Genomic DNA, 24831 nt, shown 5'->3' on the forward strand with positions numbered 1-24831 from the left:
TTCACGTGAAACAACAGGCTAGATATCGATATTAGCCGTCAGCGCATTGGATTCAATAAAGTCACGCCGCGGCTCAACTTCATCGCCCATCAGTGTATTGAACATCATGTCAGCCGCCACCGCGTCTTCGATAGTGACGCGCAGCATGCGACGACTGTCGGGGTCCATCGTGGTATCCCAGAGCTGCTCCGGGTTCATCTCACCAAGGCCCTTGTAACGCTGCACAGAAAGGCCACGCTGACCCTCCTGCATCAACCAGGCCAGCACTTCAGAGAAGTGGGCAACCGGCTTCTGGCGCTCGCCACGAGCGATATAAGCACCTTCCTCAAGAAGACCGTTGATGGTGCCACCCAGCGCGGCAATGGCTCGGTAATCGGCACTCTCAAAGAAATCCAGCCCCCATACGTACTCTGTCGTAACGCCATGCGCAATGAGTGATACGGCGGGCAGGTGAAGAGCACGTTCAGTATCTTCATGGAGATAAAACTGATAACGCGGACCGCCTTCGTAGGCCACCATGTCATCCATGGCCTTTTGCAACTCGGCAATCCAGTTTTCCATGGTAACGCGATCTTTAAGGCTAGCTTCGCCCTCAAGTGCGGTGGCGTGAACAGCCTGCTTGAGTACTTCGATAGGGTATACCCGTGCAAGACGGTCAATGCGCTTCATCACATTGCGGTACTGGTTAACCAGCGATTCAAGCTGCGACCCGGCAATCCCCGGTGCATCGGCATTGACATAAAGCCCGGCACCGTCCAGAGCCGTGGTCGTCAGATAATCCACCATCGCCTGCTCATCCTTGAGGTAAAGCTCCTGCTTGCCACGCTTGATCTTGTAAAGCGGCGGCTGGGCGATAAACACATGACCACGCTCGATCAGCTCGGGCATCTGACGGAAAAAGAATGTCAGCAGCAGCGTTCGAATGTGCGAGCCATCGACATCCGCGTCGGTCATGATGATGATGGACTGGTAACGCAGCTTGTCGGGGTTAAACTCTTCCCGACCAATACCGCAGCCCAGCGCGGTTATCAAGGTGCCCACTTCAGCTGACGAAAGCATCTTGTCGAAGCGCGCCTTCTCGACGTTCAGTATCTTGCCTTTAAGCGGCAGAATCGCCTGCGTGCGGCGATCGCGACCCTGCTTGGCGCTGCCGCCTGCTGAATCACCCTCCACCAGATACAGCTCTGACTGACTGGGGTCTTTTTCCTGGCAGTCGGCAAGCTTGCCAGGCAACCCGGCAATATCCAGCGCCCCTTTGCGGCGTGTCATATCCCGCGCCTTACGTGCCGCTTCGCGCGCCCGCGCTGCGTCGAGCATCTTGTTGACGATCGCCTTGGCTTCGTTGGGTTTCTCGATCAAGTAGTCAGAAAACAGACGGCCCATTTCCTGTTCTACCGCCGTCTTCACTTCCGAAGAAACCAGCTTGTCCTTGGTTTGTGAAGAGAACTTCGGGTCAGGCACTTTTACTGAAATAATGGCAGTCAGGCCTTCCCGCGCGTCGTCACCCGAGGTATTGACCTTGGCCTTCTTGAGCAGACCTTCAGCCTCGATGTAATGATTGAGCGTTCGCGTCAACGAGGCGCGAAAACCTGCCAAGTGCGCCCCGCCATCGCGTTGGGGAATATTGTTGGTGTAGCAGAAGATACTCTCTGTAAAGGTATCGTTCCACTGCATCGCCACTTCAACTTCGATACCGTCTACACGAACCGCGTTGAAGTGAAAAACCGGGTTAAGCACGGCTTTATTCTGGTTGAGGTGGTCGACAAAGGCTTTCAAACCACCTTCGTAGTGGAATAGTTCTTCCTTTCCACTGCGCTCATCCATCAAGCGGATGGCAACGCCTGAGTTCAGGAAGGACAACTCTCTTAGTCGTTTTGCCAGAATATCATAGTGGAATTCGATACTGGTGAACGTCTCCGGTGAAGGCCGGAAATGCACTCGCGTACCACTCTTTTCTGTCGTGCCCACAACGGCGAGGGGAGCTTGGGGAACACCGTGGTGGTAAACCTGTTCAAAAACGTCTCCCTGGCGCCAGATCGTCAGCCGAAGCTCTTCGGACAAGGCGTTGACCACGGAAACGCCCACACCATGGAGGCCCCCGGAAACCTTATACGAATTATCGTCAAACTTACCGCCTGCATGCAGGACGGTCATGATGACTTCAGCGGCCGATACGCCTTCACCTTCGTGAATCTCGGTAGGCACACCGCGTCCATTATCGCTGACCGTGACGGATTCATCAGGGTGAATAACCACACGAATTTCGCTGCAGTGGCCAGCCAGGGCTTCATCGATGGAGTTATCCACCAACTCGAAGACCATGTGGTGCAGCCCGGTGCCGTCGTCTGTATCGCCGATGTACATGCCTGGACGCTTGCGTACCGCATCCAGCCCCTTGAGCACCTTGATGCTTGATGAATCGTAAGCCTGCTCGCTCATTGACCACTCCGTCGTGAAGTCTGTCTCTATCCGTGTCGTCTACCCTTCAGGCATTAACTGACTCAATCCATTATCCGCATGTTTCACGTGAAACATCCTTACATGGGTTTGAGCCTGCCATGTTTGCCTTAAAGCATCAGGTTCGACGCTGGTAATAAATACTTGGCACTGCATATCTTCCAGTAATTGACAAAACCTTAACCGATGCAACTTGTCTAGCTCGGCGGGCAAGTCGTCAATCAAATAGATGCAATGCCGCTGTGACGCTCTTTCCAGAAGCCGACCCTGCGCTAGCTTGAGCGCACTCACCACCAGTTTTTGTTGGCCTCGGGAAAGAACTTCAATCGCAGGTTGCTTATTAAGCTTGATTCGCAAGTCTGCTCGCTGAGGGCCTTGCTGCGTAAAGCCCATTTGCTGATCGGTTGAACGGCTAGCCTGCAGTACATCAACCAACGATCTTCTTTTATCCCAGCCTCTCGCATAGTGAAGTGTTAAACCGGGTAGTGGGAGTAGCCATTCGAGGGTTTCTTCAAATACAGGGAGAAACTCAGCGAACCAGTCCCGTCTTAGCGTATCTATTTGCTCACCCCAGTTAGCAAACTCTTGCTCCCAGATGGCAAACTCCTGAGGCTCTATTATACCATGCCTCAACAAGGCATTCCGATGTTTCAACGCTCGACGCGTTCGCTTCCATATTTCGAGAAAACCATGTTTCACGTGAAACACACCCCAGTCCAGGAATTCACGACGACCTGAGGGCGAACCTTCCAAAAGGCGAAAAGCATCAGGATTGATGAGCTGAAGCGGCATGGCTTCCACCAGATCCGCTAGGCGGGCGTTCTTATCACCCTTGATTCGCAGTTCCAGCTCGCTGGAGGCGCGCAAGCGACGGACCCCTAGTGCAACATCAGGCTCTCCGGACAAACGGCCATACAGCGTTACGTGGGGCGCATCTGTTTGAATCGCATGCTTGAGCTGACGTGTCCTGAATGACCTGCCCATGCCCAGGATATGAATGCCTTCCAGCAAGCTTGTTTTACCGCTTCCGTTAACGCCATTAATCACGTTGATACCGGGCGACGGTGCCATATCCACAGGCTGCAAGTTGCGAAGACCATCGAAATTAAGCTGAAGAAGACCCATTCACCCGTCACTTATTTTGTGCGCCCTGAAACGTAGCGACGGCGCCCATATGCGCCGTCACTCGGTAAATTATCGCCAACTGAGAACTTTATAGACGCATCGGCATGACAACGTAGAGTGCGTCACCCCCACCCGGCTCTTCCAGAAGCGCACTGCTATTGGGGTCTGCAAGGGTGATTTGTACGCGGTCTTCATCCAGTACGCCCATCACATCGACCAGATAGCCGACGTTAAAACCAACTTCCATGGCCGAGCCCGTATATTCAACGGCAATGTTCTCTTCCGCTTCTTCCTGTTCAGGGTTATTCGCCATTACCTTGAGGTTATTTTCCTCAAGATAAAGGCGTACACCACGGTACTTCTCATTGGACAGGATAGCGGTGCGGGAAAGCACTTGGCGGAGTTCGGCGCGCTCAGCAATTAAAACCTTGTCACCGTTGCGCGGTACCACACGCTCATAGTCGGGGAATTTTCCATCAATCAGCTTGGACGTGAACGTAAAATCACCGGTGTGCGCCCTCACATGCGTGGATCCTAATGTCAGGCTCACCGGCTCATCGCTATCGTCAAGCAAACGGGACAATTCGAGAATCCCTTTACGGGGAACAATGAGCTTCTGTGACTGATCAACGGTCACGTCCACCGGCCGCGAACACATCGCCAGGCGATGCCCATCAGTCGCCACGGTGCGCAGGAGGTTGCTCTGAATCTCGAGCAGCATACCGTTCAGATAATAGCGAACATCCTGCTGGGCCATGGCGAAGGATGTCGCTTCGATCAGGTGTTTCAGTGTACCACGCGGAACACTCAATTCCTGGCTGCCTTCGGCATCTTCAATAGACGGAAATTCAGCTGCGGGAAGCGTCGACAGTGTGAAGCGAGACCGACCACTCCTCAGGACAGCGCGACCCTCTTCAACCGCTAGCTGTATATCTGACTGATCAGGGAGCGACTTACAAATATCCATCAACTTGCGGGCCGGCACGGTTGCCGAGCCTTCCTGATCCACCTGACTGGCGACAGTACGGCCAACCAATTCGACTTCCAGATCAGTGCCCGTCAGGGCCACCTGGTCACCGTCTACCTGGATCAGCACATTCGATAAAACAGGCAATGTCTGACGGCGCTCTACCACCCCTGCTACCAAGGTAAGCGGACGTAGCAGCGCCTCTCGGGAAATCGAAAATTTCATCAATACTCCGTTGTCTATCCTGAAAGACCTGCTGAAACAGGTCCGTCCTGGTTGATTAACTGGTCAGTAGGCGTAACAGGTTCTTATAGTCTTCGCGAATATCGGCGTTTTCTTCCTGCAACACTTTCACCTTGCGGCAGGCATGTAACACCGTCGTGTGATCACGACCGCCAAACGCATCGCCAATCTCAGGCAGACTGTGATTGGTCAATTCCTTGGCAAGCGCCATGGCAACTTGACGGGGCCTTGCAACCGACCGGGAACGCCGTTTGGATAATAAATCGGCAACCTTGATTTTGTAATATTCCGCTACCGTTCGCTGGATATTGTCGACGCCCACCTGCTTGTCTTGTAGCGCCAACAAGTCTTTAAGCGACTCACGTATAAAGTCCTGGGTAATGGTCTTGCCCATGAAGTGCGAGTCAGCAATCACTTTTTTGAGGGCACCTTCAAGCTCGCGCACGTTCGATCGAATCTTCTGGGCAATAAAGAACGCCGCATCATGGGGCAAGTCGACTTTGGCCTGATCCGCTTTTTTCATCAAAATAGCCACACGGGTTTCCAACTCAGGCGGCTCAATAGCGACAGTAAGGCCCCACCCAAAGCGTGATTTCAGGCGTTCTTCGACACCACTGATTTCCTTGGGGTAGCGATCCGACGTCAGAATCATTTGCTGACCGCCTTCCAATAACGCATTAAACGTATGGAAGAACTCTTCCTGAGAGCGCTCTTTACCGGCAAAAAATTGAATATCATCAATGAGTAACGCATCAACACTACGGTAAAAACGCTTGAAGTCATTGATGGCATTGAGCTGTAGCGCCTTCACCATATCGGCCACGAAACGCTCCGAGTGAAGGTAGACCACACGCGCATTTTCACGGCGCAACGCCAGACCATTACCAACGGCATGCATCAAGTGGGTTTTACCCAGCCCAACACCGCCATACAAGAATAGTGGGTTATAGGCCCCACCCGGATTTTCGGAAACCTGGCGAGAAGCCGCGCGCGCGAGCTGGTTGGATTTACCTTCCACGAAAGTATCAAAAGTAAAATTAGGATTTAGCCCGCTGGTATGCTTGAGCCCACCCTCAACCTGAACCTGGCGCTCGTTCGAACGCCGGTCTGAACCACTTCCCTCCTCGCGTAGCTGATCAATTTCACGCTCGTCAGCAATGTCGCCCCGTGGCGGCGTATGAACAGCCGCCGACGCACGCGGTGCCGGAGAGGCCGAGACCGGATTACCCAGATCACGGGGTTGGGGGGCAGGTGCTGCTGGCCGTCGACTACCTACCGTGAGGCTAACCTTGGGAGGTTTCGAAGGGGCAAGCTCGCGCATCAGTTCGCTAATCCGCTTGGCGTACTTGTCACTCACCCAATCGCGCACAAAGCGGTTAGGCGCCAACAAGCGCAGCTCGTTAGCCTCACTATCTTCAGCCTGCAGTGGACGTATCCACGTGTTGAACTGCTGCGAACTCAGCTCGTCCTGCAGGTAATTCAGGCACTGTTGCCAAAGCGCGAGTGACACACATCTCACCATCGGTTGAAAAAGGCCGACCATTGTAGCGTCCAACGGCGTGGTTATCCACACAGGACTGGGGCGTTTTAATAAGCTGTGGAAAACTTTTCAGGTGTCGAATTGATAGATATTCCAAGTGCTGATCGACAGCTTACTGTTCATTATCGCTGGGCATTAACTCACAGTTAATCAACCACTTATCATCGTCTTTTCCGCAACTTATACACAACCTCATCTAGCTTTTATATAGTTGAATTTAAAGAAAAATATATAGTTGTTAACAAAATGTATCCCCACTATTAGCCACAAGGCAGCAGAAGACCAATGGCTGGACGCCGGTGCACTTCCCGGCAAGCACCATTGCGTGCTCCCTGACAGGCACCTGCGTGGACAGGCGGTATTTTTTACAAGGAAAAAATTGCACGTAACCCGGGAAGCCTCTACAATTTCCGGTCTTGAATTGAATCTCCCGGCTAGTTCCTCACTGGACCGGGTCTTTTGGAATTTATTTTCCGTCCTAACCACGTGGGAATAACGAGTTATGAAACGCACTTTTCAACCTAGCGTTCTCAAGCGCAAGCGCGCGCATGGCTTCCGTGCTCGTATGGCAACCAAAAATGGCCGCGCCATTATTTCGCGTCGCCGCGCCAAAGGCCGTAAGCGTCTGAGCGCCTGATCTCGGATTGCGTGTGCCACATCAAGGGTTTCCCCGGTGTTTTCGGTTACTTAACGCCGGGGATTACCGCTACGTTTTTGAGCAAGCAGATCTCAAGGTACATGGTAAAGGGATTATGGCGTTAGCACGCCGGAATACCCTCGGGCATCCCCGCCTTGGCCTCGTGGTCAGCAAAAAAAATGTGAAGCTCGCCGTTGATCGAAATCGCTTCAAAAGACTCGTTCGAGAGTCAGTCAGGCTACGTCAAGACCAGCTTCCCGCAGTGGATATTGTGGTACTTGCTCGGCGTGGCGTTCAGGACATGGACAATGACGTTTTATATCGTCAGCTCCATGGCATGTGGAAACGGCTTCGGCGCGACAGCCAGGCAGACAACGCGCTACCTGCAAGCTCAAAGCACACTACTTGATGGGCACCTCATCGCTCGACCTCGGCCTGCCGCCTGGCAGGCTTTCGTGTGTCATGGGTCGAGTAATTGATACTGCGTCATTAGCATGTTCACCACCCAGCGGGCAGAACCCTCATGGACGTAAAACGACTTATATTACTGATTCCACTTGCCATTCTGGCCTATCTACTGGTTGTACAGTGGAATCAGGATTACGGACAGACGTCTTATCAACCGTCGTCCGAGGTATCGCAAGATCAAACACGCGATAACAACGCATCGTCGGGAAGTGGCGGTACGTCTGGCAATGACGACGCGGAAAACTTGTCGGTTCCCGGAGATAGCACTGCCGCTTCGCAGGACGCGCTAAACAGCGACGAAAGTGATAGCGACAGCCGTGACTTCATCGCGGTGACCACCGACGTGCTGGATGTTCGTATTGATCCACACGGTGGCGATATCGTGTATGCCGCCTTGCCGCAGCATAAACAGGCGCTCGAGTCGGATCGCAGCTATATTCTGCTTTCCGACAATCAAACGCGCAGTTACGTCGCACGCTCGGGCTTGCAACTTAACGGGGAAGCAAATCGCATTGCCTTTACCCCTGAGAAAAGCGAATACCTGCTGGGTGATGACGAAGAACAGCTTGAGGTCAACCTCACCGCCGAGATAAACGGCATCGAGGTCATCAAGCGGCTGACCTTCGAACGCGGCAATTATGCTGTTGACGTCAATTACTACTTGGCCAATAACACCGATGAGCCCGTTAGCGCTCGTTTTATCGGCCAGCTCGCTCGGGATAACAGCCCTGACCCGTCAAGCGGCGTCAGTATGGGCATGAATTCCTACCTGGGTGCGGCGTTTTCGACGCCTGAAGAGACCTACGGAAAGATTGATTTTGACGATATACAAGGCGGCAACTTCAATAATCGAGAGGCACAAGGCGGTTGGATTGCCATCATCCAGCACTACTTTGTTTCGGCGTGGGCACCTTCTCAGGATCAGCAGAACCTTTACTACGTCTCGACAGACTCGCGCGACCGCAATGTCGTCGCCTTTGCTGGCCCCACCAGTGAGCTGGCGCCTGAAGAAGAAGCTTCCTTGGGCGCCACTCTCTATATGGGTCCCAAGGTCCAGGATCATCTTGAGGAAGTAGCGCCTAACCTTCGCCTGACGGTCGACTATGGCTGGCTGTGGTTCCTGGCAAACCCGCTCTTCTGGCTGCTTGACAAGATTCACGACATTGTCGGCAACTGGGGTTGGTCAATCGTCCTGTTGACGGTGTTGGTGAAAACCATTCTGTTCCCGCTTTCTGCCAAGGCTTACAAGTCGATGGCACGGATGCGCAAGCTTGGCCCCGAGATGCAGCGTCTCAAGGAGATGTACGGCGATGACCGCCAGAAAATGTCTCAAGAGATGATGAAGTTCTACCAGAAGGAGAAGATCAATCCTCTGGGTGGCTGCTTGCCGATTCTGGTACAGATGCCCGTCTTTATCGCCTTGTACTGGATGTTGCTGGAATCCGTTGAACTGAGACACGCTCCCTTCATCTTCTGGGTGCAGGATCTGTCGGTGAAAGACCCATACTTCATACTGCCGATTCTGATGGGCCTTTCGATGTTCGTGCAGCAACAGCTTAACCCAACGCCGCCTGATCCCATGCAGGCGAAGATCATGAAGATGCTACCCATCATCTTTACGTTCTTCTTCCTGTGGTTCCCGGCGGGCCTGGTGATCTACTGGGTGGTCAACAACATTATCTCAGTGGCGCAGCAGTACTTTATTACGCGCAAAATCGAGCAGGACCCAAGTATCGGCAAAGGCATGAAAACCAAAAAATAAAGCCGATACCTTGAATACCCAGACCCCCGCCCTTGCGGGGGTCTGGTGTTTCAGGGGGCAAAAACTCACACTACGCTCACTTGCCACCTGCACCTAAAAGAGAAACGCCATGGCAGACCGACTCTATACCCAAGACACCATCGCCGCCCTGGCCACGCCTCCCGGTCGTGGTGGCGTCGGTATTATTCGTGTTTCTGGCCCAGCCTGCCGCGACATTGCCGTCGCCATGCTAGGCCACTGCCCAGCCCCCCGCTACGCACACTATGGCGCTTTTATGGGCGCAGAAGGCAGTATCGATGAGGGGATCGCTATACTGTTCCCGGATCCTCACTCGTTCACCGGTGAAGATGTGCTCGAACTGCAAGGCCATGGCGGACCGGTGATCATGGATATGCTGCTTGAGCGCTGCGTCCAGTTAGGCGCCCGTCTGGCAAGGCCAGGGGAGTTTTCTGAGCGTGCTTTTCTGAATGACAAGCTTGATCTGGCCCAGGCCGAGGCCATTGCCGACCTGATAGATGCCACCTCCCGCTCGGCCGCCGAAAACGCGGTGCGTTCGCTGCAGGGCGAGTTTTCCAATCGGGTAGCCGCGCTGGTAGAGCGGCTTATCGAACTGCGCGTCTACGTCGAGGCGGCGATTGATTTTCCCGAGGAAGAAATCGACTTTCTGGCTGATGGCCACGTGGCGAGCCTGCTGGACGAGGTAAACCGTGAGCTTATCGACGTTCGGTCTGCTGCTGGCCAGGGCGCCTTGATGCGTGAGGGCATGAGCGTTGTCATTGCCGGGCGTCCCAACGCGGGTAAGTCGAGCTTGCTCAACGCCCTGACCGAGCAGGACACCGCCATCGTCACGGATATTGCCGGTACCACGCGGGATGTGCTGCGCGAACATATCCACATCGACGGGATGCCGCTGCATGTGATTGATACCGCAGGGCTGCGCGATACGCCGGATGCCGTTGAGCAGATCGGCGTCGCACGGGCCTGGGCAGAGATCGAAGGCGCCGACCGCGTGCTGCTCCTGGTCGATGCGTCAACGACCGATGAAACCGACCCCATGGCAATCTGGCCTGAATTTGTCGCCCGGCTGCCGGACCAGCAGCGCCTGACGCTGGTACGTAATAAAATCGACACCAGCGCCGAACAGGCCGGCATAGACTTATCCACAACCCCACCCACGGTGCGTCTTTCTGCAAAGACAGGGATGGGTGTGGATAACTTGAAAGCGCACCTGAAAGATATCATGGGCTTTTCAGCGACCACCGAGGGGCGTTTTTCGGCCCGCCGCCGCCACCTGGATGCGCTTGACCGGGCAATGAACGCCCTTGAAACCGGCCGCCGACAGCTCGAAGGCAATGGCGCCGGTGAATTGCTGGCGGAAGATCTACGCGATGCGCAGCAGGCGCTAGGTGAAATCACCGGTGAATTCAGCGCCGATGATCTGCTGGGTGAAATTTTCGGTAGCTTCTGTATCGGGAAGTGAAACGGCCAAAAAGATCGAAAAGCATCCAATAAAATACAAATAAGCCATTGTTTTATAACGAAATTCATTCTATTTCTTTGCAGGCAATTTGATCCGTTTTGCCCCCTCTTGCTCCGTGTGTGCTCCGGGTATAAGTTTTCGGAGCACTCGGAGCACAAAAGGAGCAAAACATGAAAATCACTATCCAGAAACGCGAACCAGACAAGAACGGCCACCGTGCCTTGCGACTGGTCTACTATCACGGTTCCAAGACGGGTCAGAACGGTTCTCGGGCGCAGAAGCGCTCATATGAGCCCCTGAACCTGTTCCTCTACGACAAACCCCGCCTTCCGGCGGAGCGTGAGCACAACAAGACCGTGAATCAGAAGGCTGAGGCCATCAGGGCAAAGCGGCTGTTGGAAATCGAGTCGTCACGACATGGATTGGATGATCGGACCAAGCTTTCTGCCAGCTTCTTCGATTACTTCGACCAGTTGACCGACGAGAAGGCTTCCGGGAGCAAATCCAACCATTCGATCTGGATCTCCACCCGTCATCACCTGCACCGCTACCATGGCTTGTCTGAACTGACCTTTGAACAAGTCGATAAGCGATTCCTGGAAGGGTTCCGGCACTACCTTCAGCATGAAGCCACCACCAAGTCCGGTACCAAACTGGCCAAGAACACGACCAGCAGTTACTTCAACAAGGTTCGCGCTGCGCTCAACCAGGCCTATCGGGACGGCATTGTCCGCGACAACCCGGTTCAACAGGTCAAGTCCATCAAACCGGAGAACACCAAACGAACGTATTTGACCCTGGAAGAGGTCCGGGCTCTGACCAAAGCCGAATGCCGGTATGACGTGCTGAGGCGGGCTTTCCTGTTTTCCTGCACTACTGGCCTTCGCTGGTCAGATATCCACAAGCTGGTCTGGGGTGAGATTGAAGAATTCGCTGATGGCCACTACCGCATTATTTTCCGGCAGAAGAAGCTGGTGAATGCCGGAAACTCATTGCAATACCTGGATCTTCCAGATTCAGCGGTGAGACTGTTGAATCTGGAGAATCGCGGAAAGCCAGGTGATCGCGTATTCAAGGGTCTCAAGTATGACTCTTATACCAACGTTGCGTTGGCACAATGGGTCATGCGGGCGGGTATCACCAAGAGTGTGACTTTCCATGCCGGTAGGCACACATTTGCAGTGAATCAACTGGCTAGGGGTGTAGATATCTACTCGCTGTCCCGGCTTCTGGGCCATAGTGAGCTGCGAACCACCGAAATCTATGCGGACATACTCGAAACTCGCCGCACAGAGGCCATGAGGAGTTTTCCTGACATATTTGAGGAGACACACTGGACGGAGTTGGGGAATGTGCAGCCTAAGTGACGAGAGGGGCTTTCACAGCCCCTCTTTCCTCCTGCCCCACATCAAACACTCCGCCGTCCTGGTCTTCGGTGGCTCACCAGGTGCTGAGCAGCCGACTGCTCGATCTCGTCCGCCGTCGCGATCCGGTTGGACTGGAGCCACTTCAAGATGTCTGCGCGGCGAAAGAAAATACGGTGACCATTTGGCTTGAAATGAGGGATCTTCTTTTGGGAGGTTAACTGGTACAGGGTGCTTTTCTTCAGCCCAGTGTATTCCGCACACTCCTCAAGGCTCATGATCTCCTTGTCGGCCTCCGGGGCCTTGCTACCATTAATATGGTCCAGAATGATTTTTTTGAGGACCATCATGTCCTGCAATACTCGCTGTAACATCTCTTTTTCTGTCATCGCTCTACCCCTAAACCGCCATAACCAAAGTGGGAAAACTGGGAAATTGGGAACACCGTGTCAGTCCTCATGCTCAATCCTCTCCAGTTCTTCAAGTTGCCGCCTAACTTGGTCAGGCCTGAGCGCGAAAAATCGCTGCAAATCTCCATTGACTCTGGTTTTGTAGGTTCCCCGAGAACGCTCATTACTCACCAGGCAGTCACGCTGTAACAGCACCTCCACTTCCCTCATGTAATGGGTCGGCAGCCCGAGCCGCTTCAGGAAGTGCGATTTATAGATCAACCACAACTCGCGTCCCTCGTGTGAGCGTCGAAAACCAGCTCCCCCCTGGCCACTCGCTTGTTCAATATCACTGAGACTGCGCTCCCAGACTTTCATGGCCCGCTCCAGCGCTTTGAGAAGTCGAAATTCCTCAGAATTTCTGGAATGTCCCCTGTTATCCAGCCAGGCCTTCAGAGTTCTGTGGACTGCCGATAGAGATTCCTCTTCGGACCATGGGAGGATGAAATTTCTGCTTCCGAGGCAAAGTGCTGCCCCAATTAAGGCAAAACGCCGGATGACACGTTGCACCTGGGATGCCATCTGATCGTTTGCCCAAGCACTGCTCAGACTACCAACCTCATGATTTAGATACTGACTGAGCTCAGCGTGACGCTCGGTCAGCAATGACACCCACTCCCGGATGACAGTGCCGTGGTAGCGCTGACAAGACGATTTCAGCTCGTCCACAAATTGCTGAGGATGCTTGTGACCATGCAATTCGTCGAACGCACCGTAGGTCCCAAACACTGGGAGCTCCACCAGGCGTATTTGCTGACCAGCGCGTAACGGTTTACCGATCTGCTGAAGTAGCTCAGCAATCCAGACCTCGCCGCTACTCAATACCAACGTTCGCCAATGCGAAGTGGCGGCCAGCTCGCCCGAAACGTTTGCGCGTAGCTTCCCTGAACCGTTCATTATCTGATAGATCGCCGTATCGATGTCTTCCGGACGGGCCATTCCGATTTCATCGAGCGGCAGCAGCATGTCGTTGTGCTCTGAAGAGACTGCCGCTAATCCGTTGCTGGTTGAGATCCAACTGCGGACATAGCGGTTGCTTCCATAGACGCTGGCCGCCAATTGCAACAAGGTCGTCTTCCCAGTCGACGATGCTCCAACCAAGTGGATGGCGCCATTTTCCATACCGGCAGACGCAATCAGTGGCGCAGCCAGTGCCGTGCCAATGCTGAATATCGCAAGAGGATTACCTCGGCATAGCTGACCGACATAAGTCTGCCAGTCGCTGAGACTTCCAGATTCCTCTAACGTTGGAGAATCAGATAACTGGCCTACGAAATGGTGCGGTTCGTCAGCTGAACCGATAGTCCAGTTACTGGTTGCAAACACAGAGCCGTGCCAGCCAGTTCGATTAACCACCGTCGCCGGTTCGGCCAGAGCCATCTGCTCCAACAAATAGTGCTGAAGCCGGTTCCAGCTTGCCTGGCCGGGCGTGAGTGGATAACCGGTATCAACCAGCATATCCCGCACCTGTCGGGCATTATCGCTGTTGAGATCTCGGGCATAGACGACCTCGCGTAGCTTCACACCATCGAAATTCTGCCATTCCAGCAACGCTCCGTGTCCATGCCGCTTGTCGGTTAACCTGGTGCGAGCCATTACCTGAATCCAGCCGCCGACACGCTGCCAATGGTCCCCTGATAAAGCATAGAGCCCGTCATTTTGCAGTTTGTATTGCATATCACGCAGCCTCTCTCACAGCTTGTCCAGCCACGCTTTTACGTCCTGGTAGCGAAAGCGAACGGCTCGGCCATGGGGATTCGGCTTCACAGGTGCCGGGAACCGCCCCTGTTTTACATAGCGGCGTAGCGTTGCCTGTGATGTTTTCAGAACCGTGCAGACCTCCTCATAGGTCAGAAGACGCTCAGTCGTGGTGTTTGATTGTTTCTTCATGACTACTCCAGTTGGGTTGTGAATCGTTCTGAGCAATCATCGGAAATATTCGTCTTAGGGGAGAACCGCGGAATTGCCCAAAAAGGGCGCAAAGGAGAGGTCGGCTAATAAGCCATTGATTATTAATAGATAAAAATCTCAAGAAACCAGAAAAAGAACGTCATAATCGCAAAATTAGGGCTTACATGAGTGGGTTTTGTGCATTTAATGACCAAGTTAGCTGCATGACTTTCACATGTGAAAGTCATTTTCCGGTCTCAGAATCATATTTTGATTCACTGATGACTGTACAAGTTCGAACCACACATTCTTCTTTAAAAAAAGCCTTTGTGAGGCCGTTTCGAGCTAGGCTCAATAGCACCAGGTGCTCGCTAACCCAAATAGCCTCATGAAGGCCCTTTCAGAGGCCCATTCACGCCATATCAGTAAACGTCGAGTCTGAATAACATCAACAAGTGCCCAGCGAGCCTTTTTCGAGGCGCTTTAGGGTGCACCAGTCGCAGATGCGCTGGCATGGAGGTTACTGGACTGAAAGCCCATCGGTTCCATCTGATTTGGAAAACTCACGCACTGGGATTCCGACGACAACTTATCCAGATTAATAGCGTATGTGCAGGTCATATCTCCAAGAGGCGGCCTAATAAAGCGCATGGAATGAGCTCAAAGTTATCCAAATCAGATAGGTATGTGTAGCGATTGGAAAGTCCTCCAGGAGAGTCCCCGACCGCTGTTTGAGAACTCTCGCTCATTGTGATCATCCAGCCACTACTTTCCGCCCCAGTTGCCGGGGCGCTGTTCCCACTGCTCAATCAGCATCGTTCCCCATCTGCTTTTCGAACGCCTGTCGAATGAGCCCTATTACATAGGCCAGCTCAGATTCCTCACATAACCCTATTTCCACATCGCCATTTCCCCAACGTCCGAGGTTGGTCACGTCACGAGCCATCCCTTTCGGATCGCTCAACTCGTGAAACGGCATATTCAGAGACAGTCGCAAACGGGTCTTTTGCGGGACCACATCGACAAAGTTCGTCTCGGCTTTGAACGCTATATAGAGCTTGAGGACTTCTTCAGTGACGCTCGGGTCGAGCGCCAGGACTTCCTTTCGGAGCTGCTCAAATAGAGCGCGCATTGGGGTCCCGTTTGCTAGTTGAGGGTGATCCTCAAGGTTGTAGGCTTCTGGTTTGACGGCCACGTTGCGGTAGGTATCGAGGATCTCGTCCAGCAATACCGGAGCCGCCCAAACCCGCACCGCTTCCTGGGCCAGCTTGGCGGCCCGATTCTTAATTGAGTCCTCATTCCATGCTTCTACAGCTCCCAGGCCCTCGTTGAGCCGTAGAGGGCTTTGTTTGAATCCGCCCTGCATATCGCGCTTCTCGATGAAAGCGCGGTCGCTGTACTCTGAGTTGTAGCCCGTAAGAGTCAGGTTACCCAGCGTATGCAGCCAGGTTTCATGCACACGCTTCCATTCCGGACCTAGCTCATCCTTCCATCTAACAGACAGATTCTCATTCTGCGGCATGATGTGTTCAATCGTGTATTCGTCGACCGGAACCCGTTCCTTGCGCTCGAAATTCTCCAGGCGGCGTAACCAGTAACTCCGACTGCGGAAATTATAGAGATCGCGTACTGCCAGTTCCCTTTTGAACTCTTCGTCATTCGGAAAACGCCGGTATGACTTCAAACCGAGCAGGTGAGCCTTGACACTCTCCAGGTAACGGTTCTTCTGCAATGATTTGTGAAAGGTCGCAAAGGTCTTGTTCAGCGAGTTTGTGGGGATGGCACAAACGGCACGACGGAACACATAAGCCTCGATCAGCCGAATAGCGCTATGAAAGTCATCTTGGGACAGATTGTCCTTTTGGTAATCATGGTAAAGTTCCAGCAGAAACGGATATGCCACGTCGACTTTTAGCTCCCGCAGGTCCTTGAATGCCATTCCGAGCTGTTTATCTGTTTCTTTCCCCAATGCCATCGCACAAAAATACCGAGCGAAAGCATGTATTTCGGCAACCAATGAATCGACACCAGCACTCGCAACTTCGGCGCGACGTGAATGCTGTTTGAAAGCCTCGTATACCTCATCTAACCGTGGAATTTCCCCGGTTTTAACCGTGAGGTAGTGGCGCATGAAGCTGTCAAAGTAAACGCCATAGCCTTCTTGCCCGAATTCCACCTCCATCGGACGCCAATGATCGCGATAGAGCCGAGTTTGATGCTCCGGCTCCAGTCCCATCAGCACATAGTTCCGGATCAGGTCAGCCTGGCTCAGAGCTTTTCCTGTGGAATTCATGCTCTCAAAAATGAGTTGCGGGTTATCCTGGTCTCGGCTCAGCGCAATATCAACGATGATGAGCTTTGAAAGGCCCCGGCAGAGGGTTTCCAGTTCCTCGTTAAGCCGCTCAATTTGGCTGTCGAAGAACTCGAAGTTTTCCTGGATTCGAAGAGAACCGTCATCAGGTAACGGCTTCTGCGTGACCAACGCCAGAAGGCTCTCTTTGTCCGTCTGGGTCAATAGCAGTTTGTACGCTCGCTCACCGTCTTCCAACGGGTTAAGCAGGTAGTAATTGCGCAGCTTCTTAGCCGAAAACCCCTCCAGAGGTTCTGTGTCCCCAAGGTGCCGAGATAGCGCCTCAAGAATCAGCATGGTGGTAGTCAGTCGCTGTTGCCCATCAATGACCAGCAATGGTGATTGACTGGACACCTGATAAAGCCCCTTCTCGATGTAGACCACCGAGCCGATGAAATGTGCTGATATACCATCGTTGGTACCGGCTCGCATAATGTCGTCCCACAGTTGACGACATTGCTGATCAGACCAAGAATACGTTCTCTGGTAGATCGGAATGACAAATTGTGGCGACTTCTTCAGGAAGTCGAGCAACTTGGCTTCTGTAGCTTTCATAACGGACTTTATCCCTTTTTTGTTCTGTTACTGCGATTCAACGCTGGTCTTGACCTGGTTATACACAGCCCGCATCAGGTACTGAGAAGCGATATTGCGGAAGGACTCGTCGTTCATCAGGCGTATGAAGATGTCTTCGTTGCCGTCCATTCGCTCTACAAACAAGTTCTCAAGCTGCTTGTTAAATACCGGTTCGAAATTCTCCAGGCTGTTGGCCATGACGGCCTGCCGTAGCTGTTCGTTGGCAACGGCGGTTTCCTTCACCTGATCGAAGAACAGCTGGTCCGCCGGGGTAAACTCTGTACCAAATCGCTCATTGAGCTTGTCGACCAGTGTCGATAACTGCACCTCTTCCTCTGCCTGGCCGGTACCGACCTCGGTCGGGCCATAGAGGGCTTCCGGCTCGCCTACTTTCAAGTCGATGGCGCCTTCACTGATTTTCTGAAGCCGGTAGTACTTCAGCTCTACCTCGTCATCAACCTGAACCGTGCGCGTATCGGTGGTGTAAGGCAGCTTGGCGAGCAGGAAGCGGGAATAGGTGTACAGCTTCTCGTGGTCCGAGTCCTGATAAGGAATGATCTGGGCAACGAAGCCGTACAGGTTACGGAAGCTGACCAATTGCCCCTTGAACAGGGCTTGGTCTTCCTCGCTCAATTTCTTGAAACGCTCGACAGCCAGGTCAATCAGACTGTTCAGCTTCTTGTGTTCGCCGCCTGTCGGGTTCAGTCGGTTGCGGAACCAGATCTCGCACCACGCGCTCACCTCACCTTCCGTGAAAATCTGCCAGGTGGACAGGGTGTGGGCTAGGTTATTGAGCTGCTGAGGGTCGGTATCCTCTTCCTTGGTGGTCACCTCGTAATAGGGTTTGAACGCCTTGTAGATTTCATCCGGCTCGTTCACGAAGTCCAGGACAAAGGTATCTGTCTTGCCCCTGGCCGTTCGGTTAAGCCGTGACAGCGTTTGCACCGCCTGAATGCCTGACAGCTTCTTATCCACATACATGCTATGAAGTAGCGGCTGGTCAAAGCCGGTTTGGTATTTTTCAGCGACCAGTAACACCTGATATTCCTCGGTGTTGAATTTATCCGGTAGCTCAGACTCCTTGATGCCCTCGTTCATACCGACTTCGGTAAATGTCTTGTCAGCATATTCCTTGAGAGCGATTTCTCCCGAGAAGGCTACAAGGGACTTCACATCCGTATAGCCTTTAGATTTGATGTACTTGTCAAAGCCCAGCTTGTAGCGCACCGCATGTTCACGAGAGCTGGTCACTACCATGGCCTTTGCCCGGCCACCGATCTTGTGGCGGGTATGGGTGCGGAAGTGCTCAACGATCACCTCAACCTTCTGCGCTATCTCATAGTCGTGGAAGGAAACAAAACGAGCCAGCGCCCGCGCGGCCTTGCGGCGCGGTACTTCAGGGTCATCCTCCACCTTCTGGATCAGCTTGTAATAACGCTTGTAGCAGGTGTAGTGGGCCAGCACGTCATGGATAAAGCCCTCTTCAATGGCCTGCCGCATACTGTAGTGATGGAACGGAGCTTCGCCGTTTCGTCCTGGCTCGTTGAACACGGCCATGGTCTTGAACTTGGGGGTAGCGGTGAACGCGAAAAAGCTCAGGTTAGGCTGTTTGGCACGTTTGAGCTGCTCACGAATGAGCTCCTTTTTAGCCTCTTCGCTGAGGCTCTCGTCCTCCATGTCCAGCAACTGCTCAGCGATGGCTGATTCGATGCCATCCTTGTTCAGGATCTTCCGCAGCTCCATGGCGGTTTCACCACTCTGCGAGCTGTGAGCCTCATCCACAATCACCGCGAAGCGTTTGCCTTCCGTCGAAATTGAGATGCCCTTGCCTTTTTGCTCCAGCGTGCGGATGGCCTGACTGATGAAGGGGAATTTCTGGATAGTCGAGATGATGATCGGCACGCCGTCAGCCAGCGCCTTGGCCAGTTGCTGAGTATTCTCGTCGATCTTTTGGACGACGCCCAACTTGTGCTCGAACTGGAAGATGGTGTTCTGCAATTGCTGGTCGAGTACACGGCGATCGGTAATCACCACCACGGAATGGAATATCTTCTCGTTGTTGGCATCGTGCAGACTGGACAAACGATGAGCCAACCAGGCAATGGAGTTGGATTTACCGGAACCCGCAGAGTGCTGTACCAGATAGTTATGGCCGGAGCCCTTGGATTTTGCGTGCTGGGTCAGAGACCTTACGGCATCCAGCTGGTGGTACCGTGGGAAGATCAATGTTTCCTTGCGGTGGCGCTTGATTCCCTTTTCGGTCACGACCGTTTTCTCTTCTACCTGAAGGTGCAGAAAACGGGCGAGGATATCCATCAGGCTGTCCCGCTCCAGCACCTCTTCCCAGAGGTAGGCGGTACGAACATCACCTTCCATCGGCGGGTTGCCAGCGCCGTGATTAAAACCCCGGTTGAAAGGCAGGAAAAAGGTATCCTTACCCTCCAGATGCGTGGTCATAAAGGCTTGCTCGGTATCTACTGCAAAATGCACCAGGCAGCGATTCTTGAAGGCAAACAGTGGGTCTTTGGGGTTTCGTTCGAAGCGGTACTGGGACCTGGCATTTTCTACCGTCCATCCAGTCGCCGAAATGGCATTTTTCAGCTCCAATGTGGCAACTGGGAGGCCGTTCACAGCCAGCACCATGTCCGGAATTGCGCCCGTCTTGGTATGTACCTGACGAACCACGGTAAGCCTGTTCGCGGCGTAGCGTTCTGCCGCGCCAGTATCAATACTCGTATTGGGAGCAAAATAAGCCAGCTTCACCGACTTACCGACGCATTTGAAACCCTCGCGCAGCACCGTCAGTGACCCTTTTGCGGCCAGCTCCTTGGTTAAGGCATCCAGGAGCATGCTCTCGGCCTTGCTCGCATCCAGGTTGTTCAACCGCTCCCAGATCTTGGGTTGTGTCTTTTGCACAAAGCTCACGACATCCGCCGGGAACAAGGCTATTTCAGCATCGAAACTGGTGGGATCCCCCTTTTGATAGCCACCCTGGGTGATCAGCGCTTGCTCGATGGCGTTCTCAAAGTCGATTTCTTTGTGCATAACCTATGTTCCTTTTTAAAACTTGGCTGGGTTCCAGCGACTACTCATGGTCTGAATCGTCGTTCTGCTTCTTTCCCAGCTTCTTCTGAGCGTTTTCTACTTGTTTGACGCTTTTATCCGGCGTAGGCAGGTTTTCTGGCATGGTACCGCCCAGTTCGCCAATGGTTTGCCGAACCTTCTGGCCTACCTCGAAATGGGTTTTGTTGGCGTTCTGCTTACCCTGAATGTTGTCCCGGCGAAGCTTCTCTTCTGCCTGTGTAGCACGGAACAGGTTGGCGGCGAGCTCCGTGCTTCCCATGTAATCCAGAATCTTGTGGCTCTTCTTGAGCCCTTTTCTGGCGTGTAGATCCTTGGCTCCCAGCCCCCCGTATAGCCCTTTGTAGCCATGATCCTGAAAAATGGCATAATCCAATGGGGTCTCCACGCCAGCATCCTGGGCAGCCGCCGCCAGGTACTTGTTGTGGGCAATAAGCTCCTTACGGATTGCCAGGCGCTTCTCATCCTCAGAAAGTGCGGTGAACTGCTCGCTGTCCTCCAGCTCCTGTCGGCGTGTCTGGATAGCAAAGTAGGTCTGGCCGTTGGCGATGACCGGCTTCGTAGGGTCGCCATTCTGGACGATCAGGTAGCAGGCATAGCGTGATAGGTGGACATCCGGTACCTCACGTTGCGCTCCGGAGCCGATACCAACCATTTTGCGCACGTCCGCAAAATGGTCTGCAACGACGTTCCCGGACCTTTCACAGGCATGTTTGGCCTTATCAATAACCGGGACAAAATTCCGCCACTGCGGATACTCCAGCAGGGGGGCCAGCTCTCTGGCTGACCAGAACTCGTTACCGTGGTCATCCTCTCTGCGGATGCCTTCAAAGCTCTCGTGGTGAGTATTGGTGGACGGCGTATCAGCCATGGGCAACCTCCCTTTGCTCAGTGGTAGTGGGTATGGAGAAGTCCCGCACGTCGATTTTGCCGGTGACAGCATTGGTGATCAGGGCAGAGCGGTATTCCTGAAGCTTGGTGATTGCGGCCGTGACCGTGCTCACCATTTTGTCGATTCGTGAGGAGATTCTGGCCACCTCACTAACAATTTCGTCTTGCTCCACACGCGGAGGCACTGGCAAAACCATATCTTTCAGGAGATCCGTGCGAAGCACCTTTGTGCCATGCGCTGACTCTTCGACTATGCTCAGCACCAAGCTCTGTATACCTCGCAGGAGGACCGCTAGATATTCCGGGTTCATCGTTGTTTCCAGAACTTTCATATCCTGGTTTACAGTCACGGGTACTTCATTAACGGCTACAGGGAAGGTGTGCGCCAGAATCATACCTCGAACAACAATAAGAACTTTGCCGGTCGGGTAAAGACGAAGCGTCGTTTCGTTGAGAGCGTCCTCAGTAAGCGTGTCGATTGAGCTTGAAAGCCGTTCGCTTTTCATATCCTTTGGGCTGACCCATGGAATGTCACCTCCCCAATATCTTGGTTCGGATGTTCTTGGAGTAAGCCCCCCGCTCATGGTCATAAGAAATCTAAGTCGCTTCGTTTCCCAGTGCCGTGGGATCTCACCGAGCCAGGCGACGCCAGACTTTTTCATGGGAACAGCATTATTAAGGCCTTTGGTAACGGCCTGATTAATTAAAGAGCTACGCTGCTCAACCAGCTTATCCAAAAGGGTCTGCTTTTTGGCGGTTAGTGCATCTATTTGAGCAGTTTTGTGGTCAAGAAAACGGGCGATGGCTTTTTGGCTATCGATGGATGGTACTGGCAACGCGACCGACGCTAAGCTTTGCCTCGGTAGCTCCATGAAAGTGGTTCCTTGGCCAAGACTAACAATCAAAGACTTTGCTGAGATCAACGAATAATACCAGTACTCCGGAATACCCTCTTTGGGCACCAAAATACGACATCCTTGGTTTACACAAGCTGGCATTTTTGTGATCGCTAAATGCCCTATCGGGGCTCTGGTCGAGAGAGCGATACTCCCTGATGGCGCTAACGAGACTCCGCAACTTTTGTACCCTAATTCAGTAATCTTCCTCCGACTCGATGTGATTGATTTATCGGCATTACTGCCCAAGTCATCAGGAGTAATCCAATTGATATTGCCATTCCAAAACTCAGGATTCCCACTTTTCGGTGTGGATCCGTTATGAATGTTGAAGATATGACGAACCTGTTTTATTTCCCACTCTCTCGGAATGTCAGGAAGCTGGCTTATTTTCATCAAACTACCTCCGCCAACATAGCGACAATTTCCTTTTCCAACTGACTGATCTCACCAGCGATTTCTTCCAGCGGACGCGGTGGTTCATACACATAAAAATGGCGATTCAGCGGAATCTCGTAACCAACTTTGGTTTTGCTATGGTCTATCCAGGCATCAGATACATGCGGCAACACCTCAGCCACCAGGTAGGCCTCGCAATGGTCCTTTACCAACGCAAGCAGCTTGTCATGACCGGTTTCGTTGTCGTATTTCAGCGGTAAGGGCAGGCTGATATCGATGGGCAGAGTCACATTCTCGGTATCACGCAACTCCGGATCCGGCTCCGGATTGCCCTTCTTGTCACGGCAAATGTCGGCCTCTGGGTCTCGCTCTGACAGCGCCGCCAGTATCGCCTTCTTCACCGGAGCACCTACCTTGAGGTCGGCCTTCTTCAAAGCCTTATTCAACACGCCTTCGAATTCGTCCCGGTTCTGATAAAGGATGTTGCTATCCAGCCCTCCGAGCAGGTCTTTTATGGCAGCCTGAGTCTGTTTGCCCGCCTCAATTTCCGCCTGATAGGCCGCTTGGTCCTTACGCTTTTTACTGGTAGCCAGGTTGGCAAAGGCGCGCTGTTCGTCGAGTCGAGCAACTCTCTGGGGGCTGGCCTGGAAATTCAGCCTTAGAGGGCGCTCCACTGTGATTTTTAGATAGCCAAACTCGTGGTTATCAAAGATCTTGCTGACGGTACGGATTTCGGTTCCAGCCGGTCTTGATGATCCTTTGGTATGTACCGGCGCTACGGAGGTCGCCTCATGCTGATGTTCGGCGTAGAGGCGAACCAGCTCGCGGATATGCTCCTCGGCCAACTCGTTTCGCTTGTTACCCAGGCTTTTGTCCATCTTTTTGTAGTGGCGGGTGCCGTCGATTAGCTGCACTTTGCCACGACGGTGTTCCGGCTTGCGGTTGCTAACAATCCAGACATAGGTGTAGATGCCAGTGTTGTAGAACATCTGGTCCGGCAGGGCCACGATGGCATCGAGCAGGTCGTTTTCGATAATCCAACGTCGAATATTGCTCTCACCACTACCGGCATCGCCGGTGAATAACGGGGAGCCGTTGAAAACCACGGCAATCTTTGAGCCGTCACCACCTTCATTAATGCCATCCACCAGTTTCGGCGGGTTGTGCATCTTGGAGATCATGTGTTGCAGGAAAAGCAGCGAGCCATCATTGATTCGGGGCAGACCGGCACCAAAACGCCCTGAAAAGCCCTGGTCGTCGTACTCCTCACGAACGAAATCTTCTTCCGGCTTCCATTCAACCCCAAAAGGCGGGTTGGAAAGCATGTAGTGGAATTTCTTCTCCTGGTGGCCATCGTGCGGTACGAAGCCGTTGGTTTTGTTCTTGGCGTCTTTCACGCCCAGCGTGTCCCCATAGATGAGGTTGTCGATGGGTTCGTCTTTGATCAGGAGGTCTGAGCAACAAATGGCGTAGGATTCCGGATTGTACTCCTGGCCGAACAGCTCGATGTGGGCATCGGGGTTCAATCCTTCATGGGTACCGTCACCGCAAATGTACTTTTCAGCTTCCGAGAGCATGCCACCGGTACCGGCTGTGGGGTCGTAGATACTCCGGTAAATGCCCGGCGCGAAGATGCCTTCTTCATCGGTAAACAACAACTGCACCATCAACCGGATGACTTCACGCGGAGTAAAGTGGTCCCCGGCCTCTTCGTTGGCCTGTTCATTGAATTTTCTGACCAGCTCTTCAAACAGATAGCCCATCTGCAGGTTACTGAGGGTCTTGGGTGAGAGGTCAATTTCGTTGCTACAGAACTCTTTGAGGATCAGGAAAAGGCGGTTGGCCTCGTCCAGCTTGGCGATTTCCGCCTCGAAATCGAACTTGTCAAAGATGTCCCGAGCGCGGGGTGAGAAACCCTGGATGTAGGCAATCATGTTGCCCGCAATGTTCGGCGGATCAGCCAGCAGCTTATCGAAGGTAAAGCCGCTGGTATTGAACAGTTCCTGTTTGCGGCCACTGGTGGCAATGCGTGAAAGCGCCTTTTCCAGTGCAGGGCCGGTTATGCCGCGGGCTTCAAGGCGTTCCTTCTCAGCCAGAACCTTTTTCTGGTTTTCCGCCAATACCAGGTCAAAACGACGCAGGACGATCATTGGCAGCATTACCCGCCTGTACTGGGGTGGCCTATAGGGGCCTCGCAGCTTGTTAGCGATGTTCCAGATGAAGCCGACAAGGTTTTGATGATGGTTTTGTTGCATG

The 24831-nt window shown here is 53.2% G+C and carries 17 protein-coding genes; 5 read left to right on the plus strand and 12 right to left on the minus strand.

All coding sequences use genetic code 11. The annotated features are described in order from the left end of the window. Positions 1-18: 18 nt before the first annotated feature. The 4 genes from gyrB to dnaA all read right to left on the minus strand — a co-directional run bounded on the left by gyrB (position 19) and on the right by dnaA (position 6302). Positions 19-2439 (minus strand): DNA topoisomerase (ATP-hydrolyzing) subunit B, encoded by a 2421-nt coding sequence (gyrB, locus tag NH395_RS05885; RefSeq protein ID WP_253023137.1) that lies wholly within the window; start codon positions 2437-2439, stop codon positions 19-21. Positions 2440-2478: 39 nt separating this feature from the next. Next, a complete protein-coding gene (recF, locus tag NH395_RS05890; RefSeq protein WP_253023139.1) occupies positions 2479-3582 on the minus strand; it encodes a DNA replication/repair protein RecF in 1104 nt (367 codons plus the stop codon). An 88-nt stretch (positions 3583-3670) separates the two neighbouring features. Beyond that, positions 3671-4774: a DNA polymerase III subunit beta gene (gene dnaN, locus NH395_RS05895; protein ID WP_066315588.1), complete on the minus strand. Its 1104-nt coding sequence runs from the start codon at positions 4772-4774 to the stop codon at positions 3671-3673. A gap of 55 nt (positions 4775-4829) precedes the next feature. Further along, entirely contained in the window at positions 4830-6302 is a 1473-nt protein-coding gene (gene dnaA, locus NH395_RS05900; RefSeq protein ID WP_199284380.1) for a chromosomal replication initiator protein DnaA, read from the minus strand. A gap of 532 nt (positions 6303-6834) precedes the next feature. Between dnaA and rpmH the strand changes: the two genes are divergently transcribed. From rpmH to NH395_RS05925, 5 genes are all read left to right on the plus strand, one after another. Further along, positions 6835-6969, plus strand: coding sequence for a 50S ribosomal protein L34 (gene rpmH / locus NH395_RS05905; protein ID WP_066315595.1), 135 nt, complete (start codon positions 6835-6837; stop codon positions 6967-6969). A gap of 13 nt (positions 6970-6982) precedes the next feature. Further along, entirely contained in the window at positions 6983-7378 is a 396-nt protein-coding gene (gene rnpA / locus NH395_RS05910; protein ID WP_253023141.1) for a ribonuclease P protein component, read from the plus strand. Between the two features lie 114 nt (positions 7379-7492). Continuing rightward, a complete protein-coding gene (gene yidC / locus NH395_RS05915; RefSeq protein ID WP_085919168.1) occupies positions 7493-9199 on the plus strand; it encodes a membrane protein insertase YidC in 1707 nt (568 codons plus the stop codon). Between the two features lie 109 nt (positions 9200-9308). Next, positions 9309-10679 (plus strand): tRNA uridine-5-carboxymethylaminomethyl(34) synthesis GTPase MnmE, encoded by a 1371-nt coding sequence (mnmE, locus tag NH395_RS05920; protein WP_253023143.1) that lies wholly within the window; start codon positions 9309-9311, stop codon positions 10677-10679. A 170-nt stretch (positions 10680-10849) separates the two neighbouring features. Beyond that, on the plus strand, positions 10850-12046 hold the full coding sequence (locus NH395_RS05925; RefSeq protein WP_253023145.1) for a site-specific integrase: 1197 nt from the start codon (positions 10850-10852) through the stop codon (positions 12044-12046). A 41-nt stretch (positions 12047-12087) separates the two neighbouring features. On the opposite strand, the gene NH395_RS05930 is transcribed toward NH395_RS05925, so the two are convergent. The 8 genes from NH395_RS05930 to NH395_RS05965 form a co-directional block, all read right to left on the minus strand. Beyond that, positions 12088-12432 carry a helix-turn-helix domain-containing protein gene (locus NH395_RS05930; RefSeq protein ID WP_253023146.1) on the minus strand — a complete coding sequence of 115 codons (345 nt, stop codon included), beginning with the start codon at positions 12430-12432 and terminating at the stop codon, positions 12088-12090. Positions 12433-12492: 60 nt separating this feature from the next. Continuing rightward, positions 12493-14169, minus strand: coding sequence for a DUF927 domain-containing protein (locus NH395_RS05935; protein WP_253023148.1), 1677 nt, complete (start codon positions 14167-14169; stop codon positions 12493-12495). 15 nt (positions 14170-14184) lie between these two features. Continuing rightward, a complete protein-coding gene (locus NH395_RS05940; protein WP_023011906.1) occupies positions 14185-14382 on the minus strand; it encodes a helix-turn-helix domain-containing protein in 198 nt (65 codons plus the stop codon). Between the two features lie 805 nt (positions 14383-15187). Continuing rightward, complete coding sequence (locus NH395_RS05945) at positions 15188-17287, minus strand: DUF262 domain-containing protein (RefSeq protein ID WP_253023150.1); 2100 nt, start codon at positions 17285-17287, stop codon at positions 15188-15190. Between the two features lie 27 nt (positions 17288-17314). Further along, positions 17315-20353 (minus strand): type I restriction endonuclease, encoded by a 3039-nt coding sequence (locus NH395_RS05950; RefSeq protein WP_253023152.1) that lies wholly within the window; start codon positions 20351-20353, stop codon positions 17315-17317. A gap of 40 nt (positions 20354-20393) precedes the next feature. After that, positions 20394-21260, minus strand: coding sequence for a DNA damage-inducible protein D (gene dinD, locus NH395_RS05955; protein ID WP_253023163.1), 867 nt, complete (start codon positions 21258-21260; stop codon positions 20394-20396). Continuing rightward, positions 21253-22572, minus strand: coding sequence for a restriction endonuclease subunit S (locus NH395_RS05960; RefSeq protein ID WP_253023165.1), 1320 nt, complete (start codon positions 22570-22572; stop codon positions 21253-21255). The genes dinD and NH395_RS05960 overlap by 8 nt, the downstream gene beginning before the upstream one ends. Further along, on the minus strand, positions 22572-24830 hold the full coding sequence (locus NH395_RS05965) for a class I SAM-dependent DNA methyltransferase (RefSeq protein WP_253023167.1): 2259 nt from the start codon (positions 24828-24830) through the stop codon (positions 22572-22574). The genes NH395_RS05960 and NH395_RS05965 overlap by 1 nt, the downstream gene beginning before the upstream one ends. Between the last annotated feature and the right edge of the window lies 1 nt (position 24831).

The sequence above is a fragment of the Halomonas sp. Mc5H-6 genome (assembly GCF_024124705.1).
GTDB classification, from domain to species: Bacteria; Pseudomonadota; Gammaproteobacteria; order Pseudomonadales; family Halomonadaceae; genus Vreelandella; species Vreelandella subterranea.

Excerpts from the sequence above, each read along its gene's own strand:
- gyrB (WP_253023137.1), bottom strand. The coding sequence starts at position 2,439 with ATGAGCGAGCAGGCTTACGATTCATCAAGCATCAAGGTGCTCAAGGGG.
- recF (WP_253023139.1), bottom strand. The coding sequence starts at position 3,582 with ATGGGTCTTCTTCAGCTTAATTTCGATGGTCTTCGCAACTTGCAGCCT.
- dnaN (WP_066315588.1), bottom strand. The coding sequence starts at position 4,774 with ATGAAATTTTCGATTTCCCGAGAGGCGCTGCTACGTCCGCTTACCTTG.
- rpmH (WP_066315595.1), top strand. The coding sequence starts at position 6,835 with ATGAAACGCACTTTTCAACCTAGCGTTCTCAAGCGCAAGCGCGCGCAT.
- yidC (WP_085919168.1), top strand. The coding sequence starts at position 7,493 with ATGGACGTAAAACGACTTATATTACTGATTCCACTTGCCATTCTGGCC.
- mnmE (WP_253023143.1), top strand. The coding sequence starts at position 9,309 with ATGGCAGACCGACTCTATACCCAAGACACCATCGCCGCCCTGGCCACG.
- NH395_RS05925 (WP_253023145.1), top strand. The coding sequence starts at position 10,850 with ATGAAAATCACTATCCAGAAACGCGAACCAGACAAGAACGGCCACCGT.
- NH395_RS05930 (WP_253023146.1), bottom strand. The coding sequence starts at position 12,432 with ATGACAGAAAAAGAGATGTTACAGCGAGTATTGCAGGACATGATGGTC.
- NH395_RS05935 (WP_253023148.1), bottom strand. The coding sequence starts at position 14,169 with ATGCAATACAAACTGCAAAATGACGGGCTCTATGCTTTATCAGGGGAC.
- NH395_RS05940 (WP_023011906.1), bottom strand. The coding sequence starts at position 14,382 with ATGAAGAAACAATCAAACACCACGACTGAGCGTCTTCTGACCTATGAG.
- NH395_RS05945 (WP_253023150.1), bottom strand. The coding sequence starts at position 17,287 with ATGAAAGCTACAGAAGCCAAGTTGCTCGACTTCCTGAAGAAGTCGCCA.
- NH395_RS05950 (WP_253023152.1), bottom strand. The coding sequence starts at position 20,353 with ATGCACAAAGAAATCGACTTTGAGAACGCCATCGAGCAAGCGCTGATC.
- dinD (WP_253023163.1), bottom strand. The coding sequence starts at position 21,260 with ATGGCTGATACGCCGTCCACCAATACTCACCACGAGAGCTTTGAAGGC.
- NH395_RS05960 (WP_253023165.1), bottom strand. The coding sequence starts at position 22,572 with ATGAAAATAAGCCAGCTTCCTGACATTCCGAGAGAGTGGGAAATAAAA.
- NH395_RS05965 (WP_253023167.1), bottom strand. The coding sequence starts at position 24,830 with ATGCAACAAAACCATCATCAAAACCTTGTCGGCTTCATCTGGAACATC.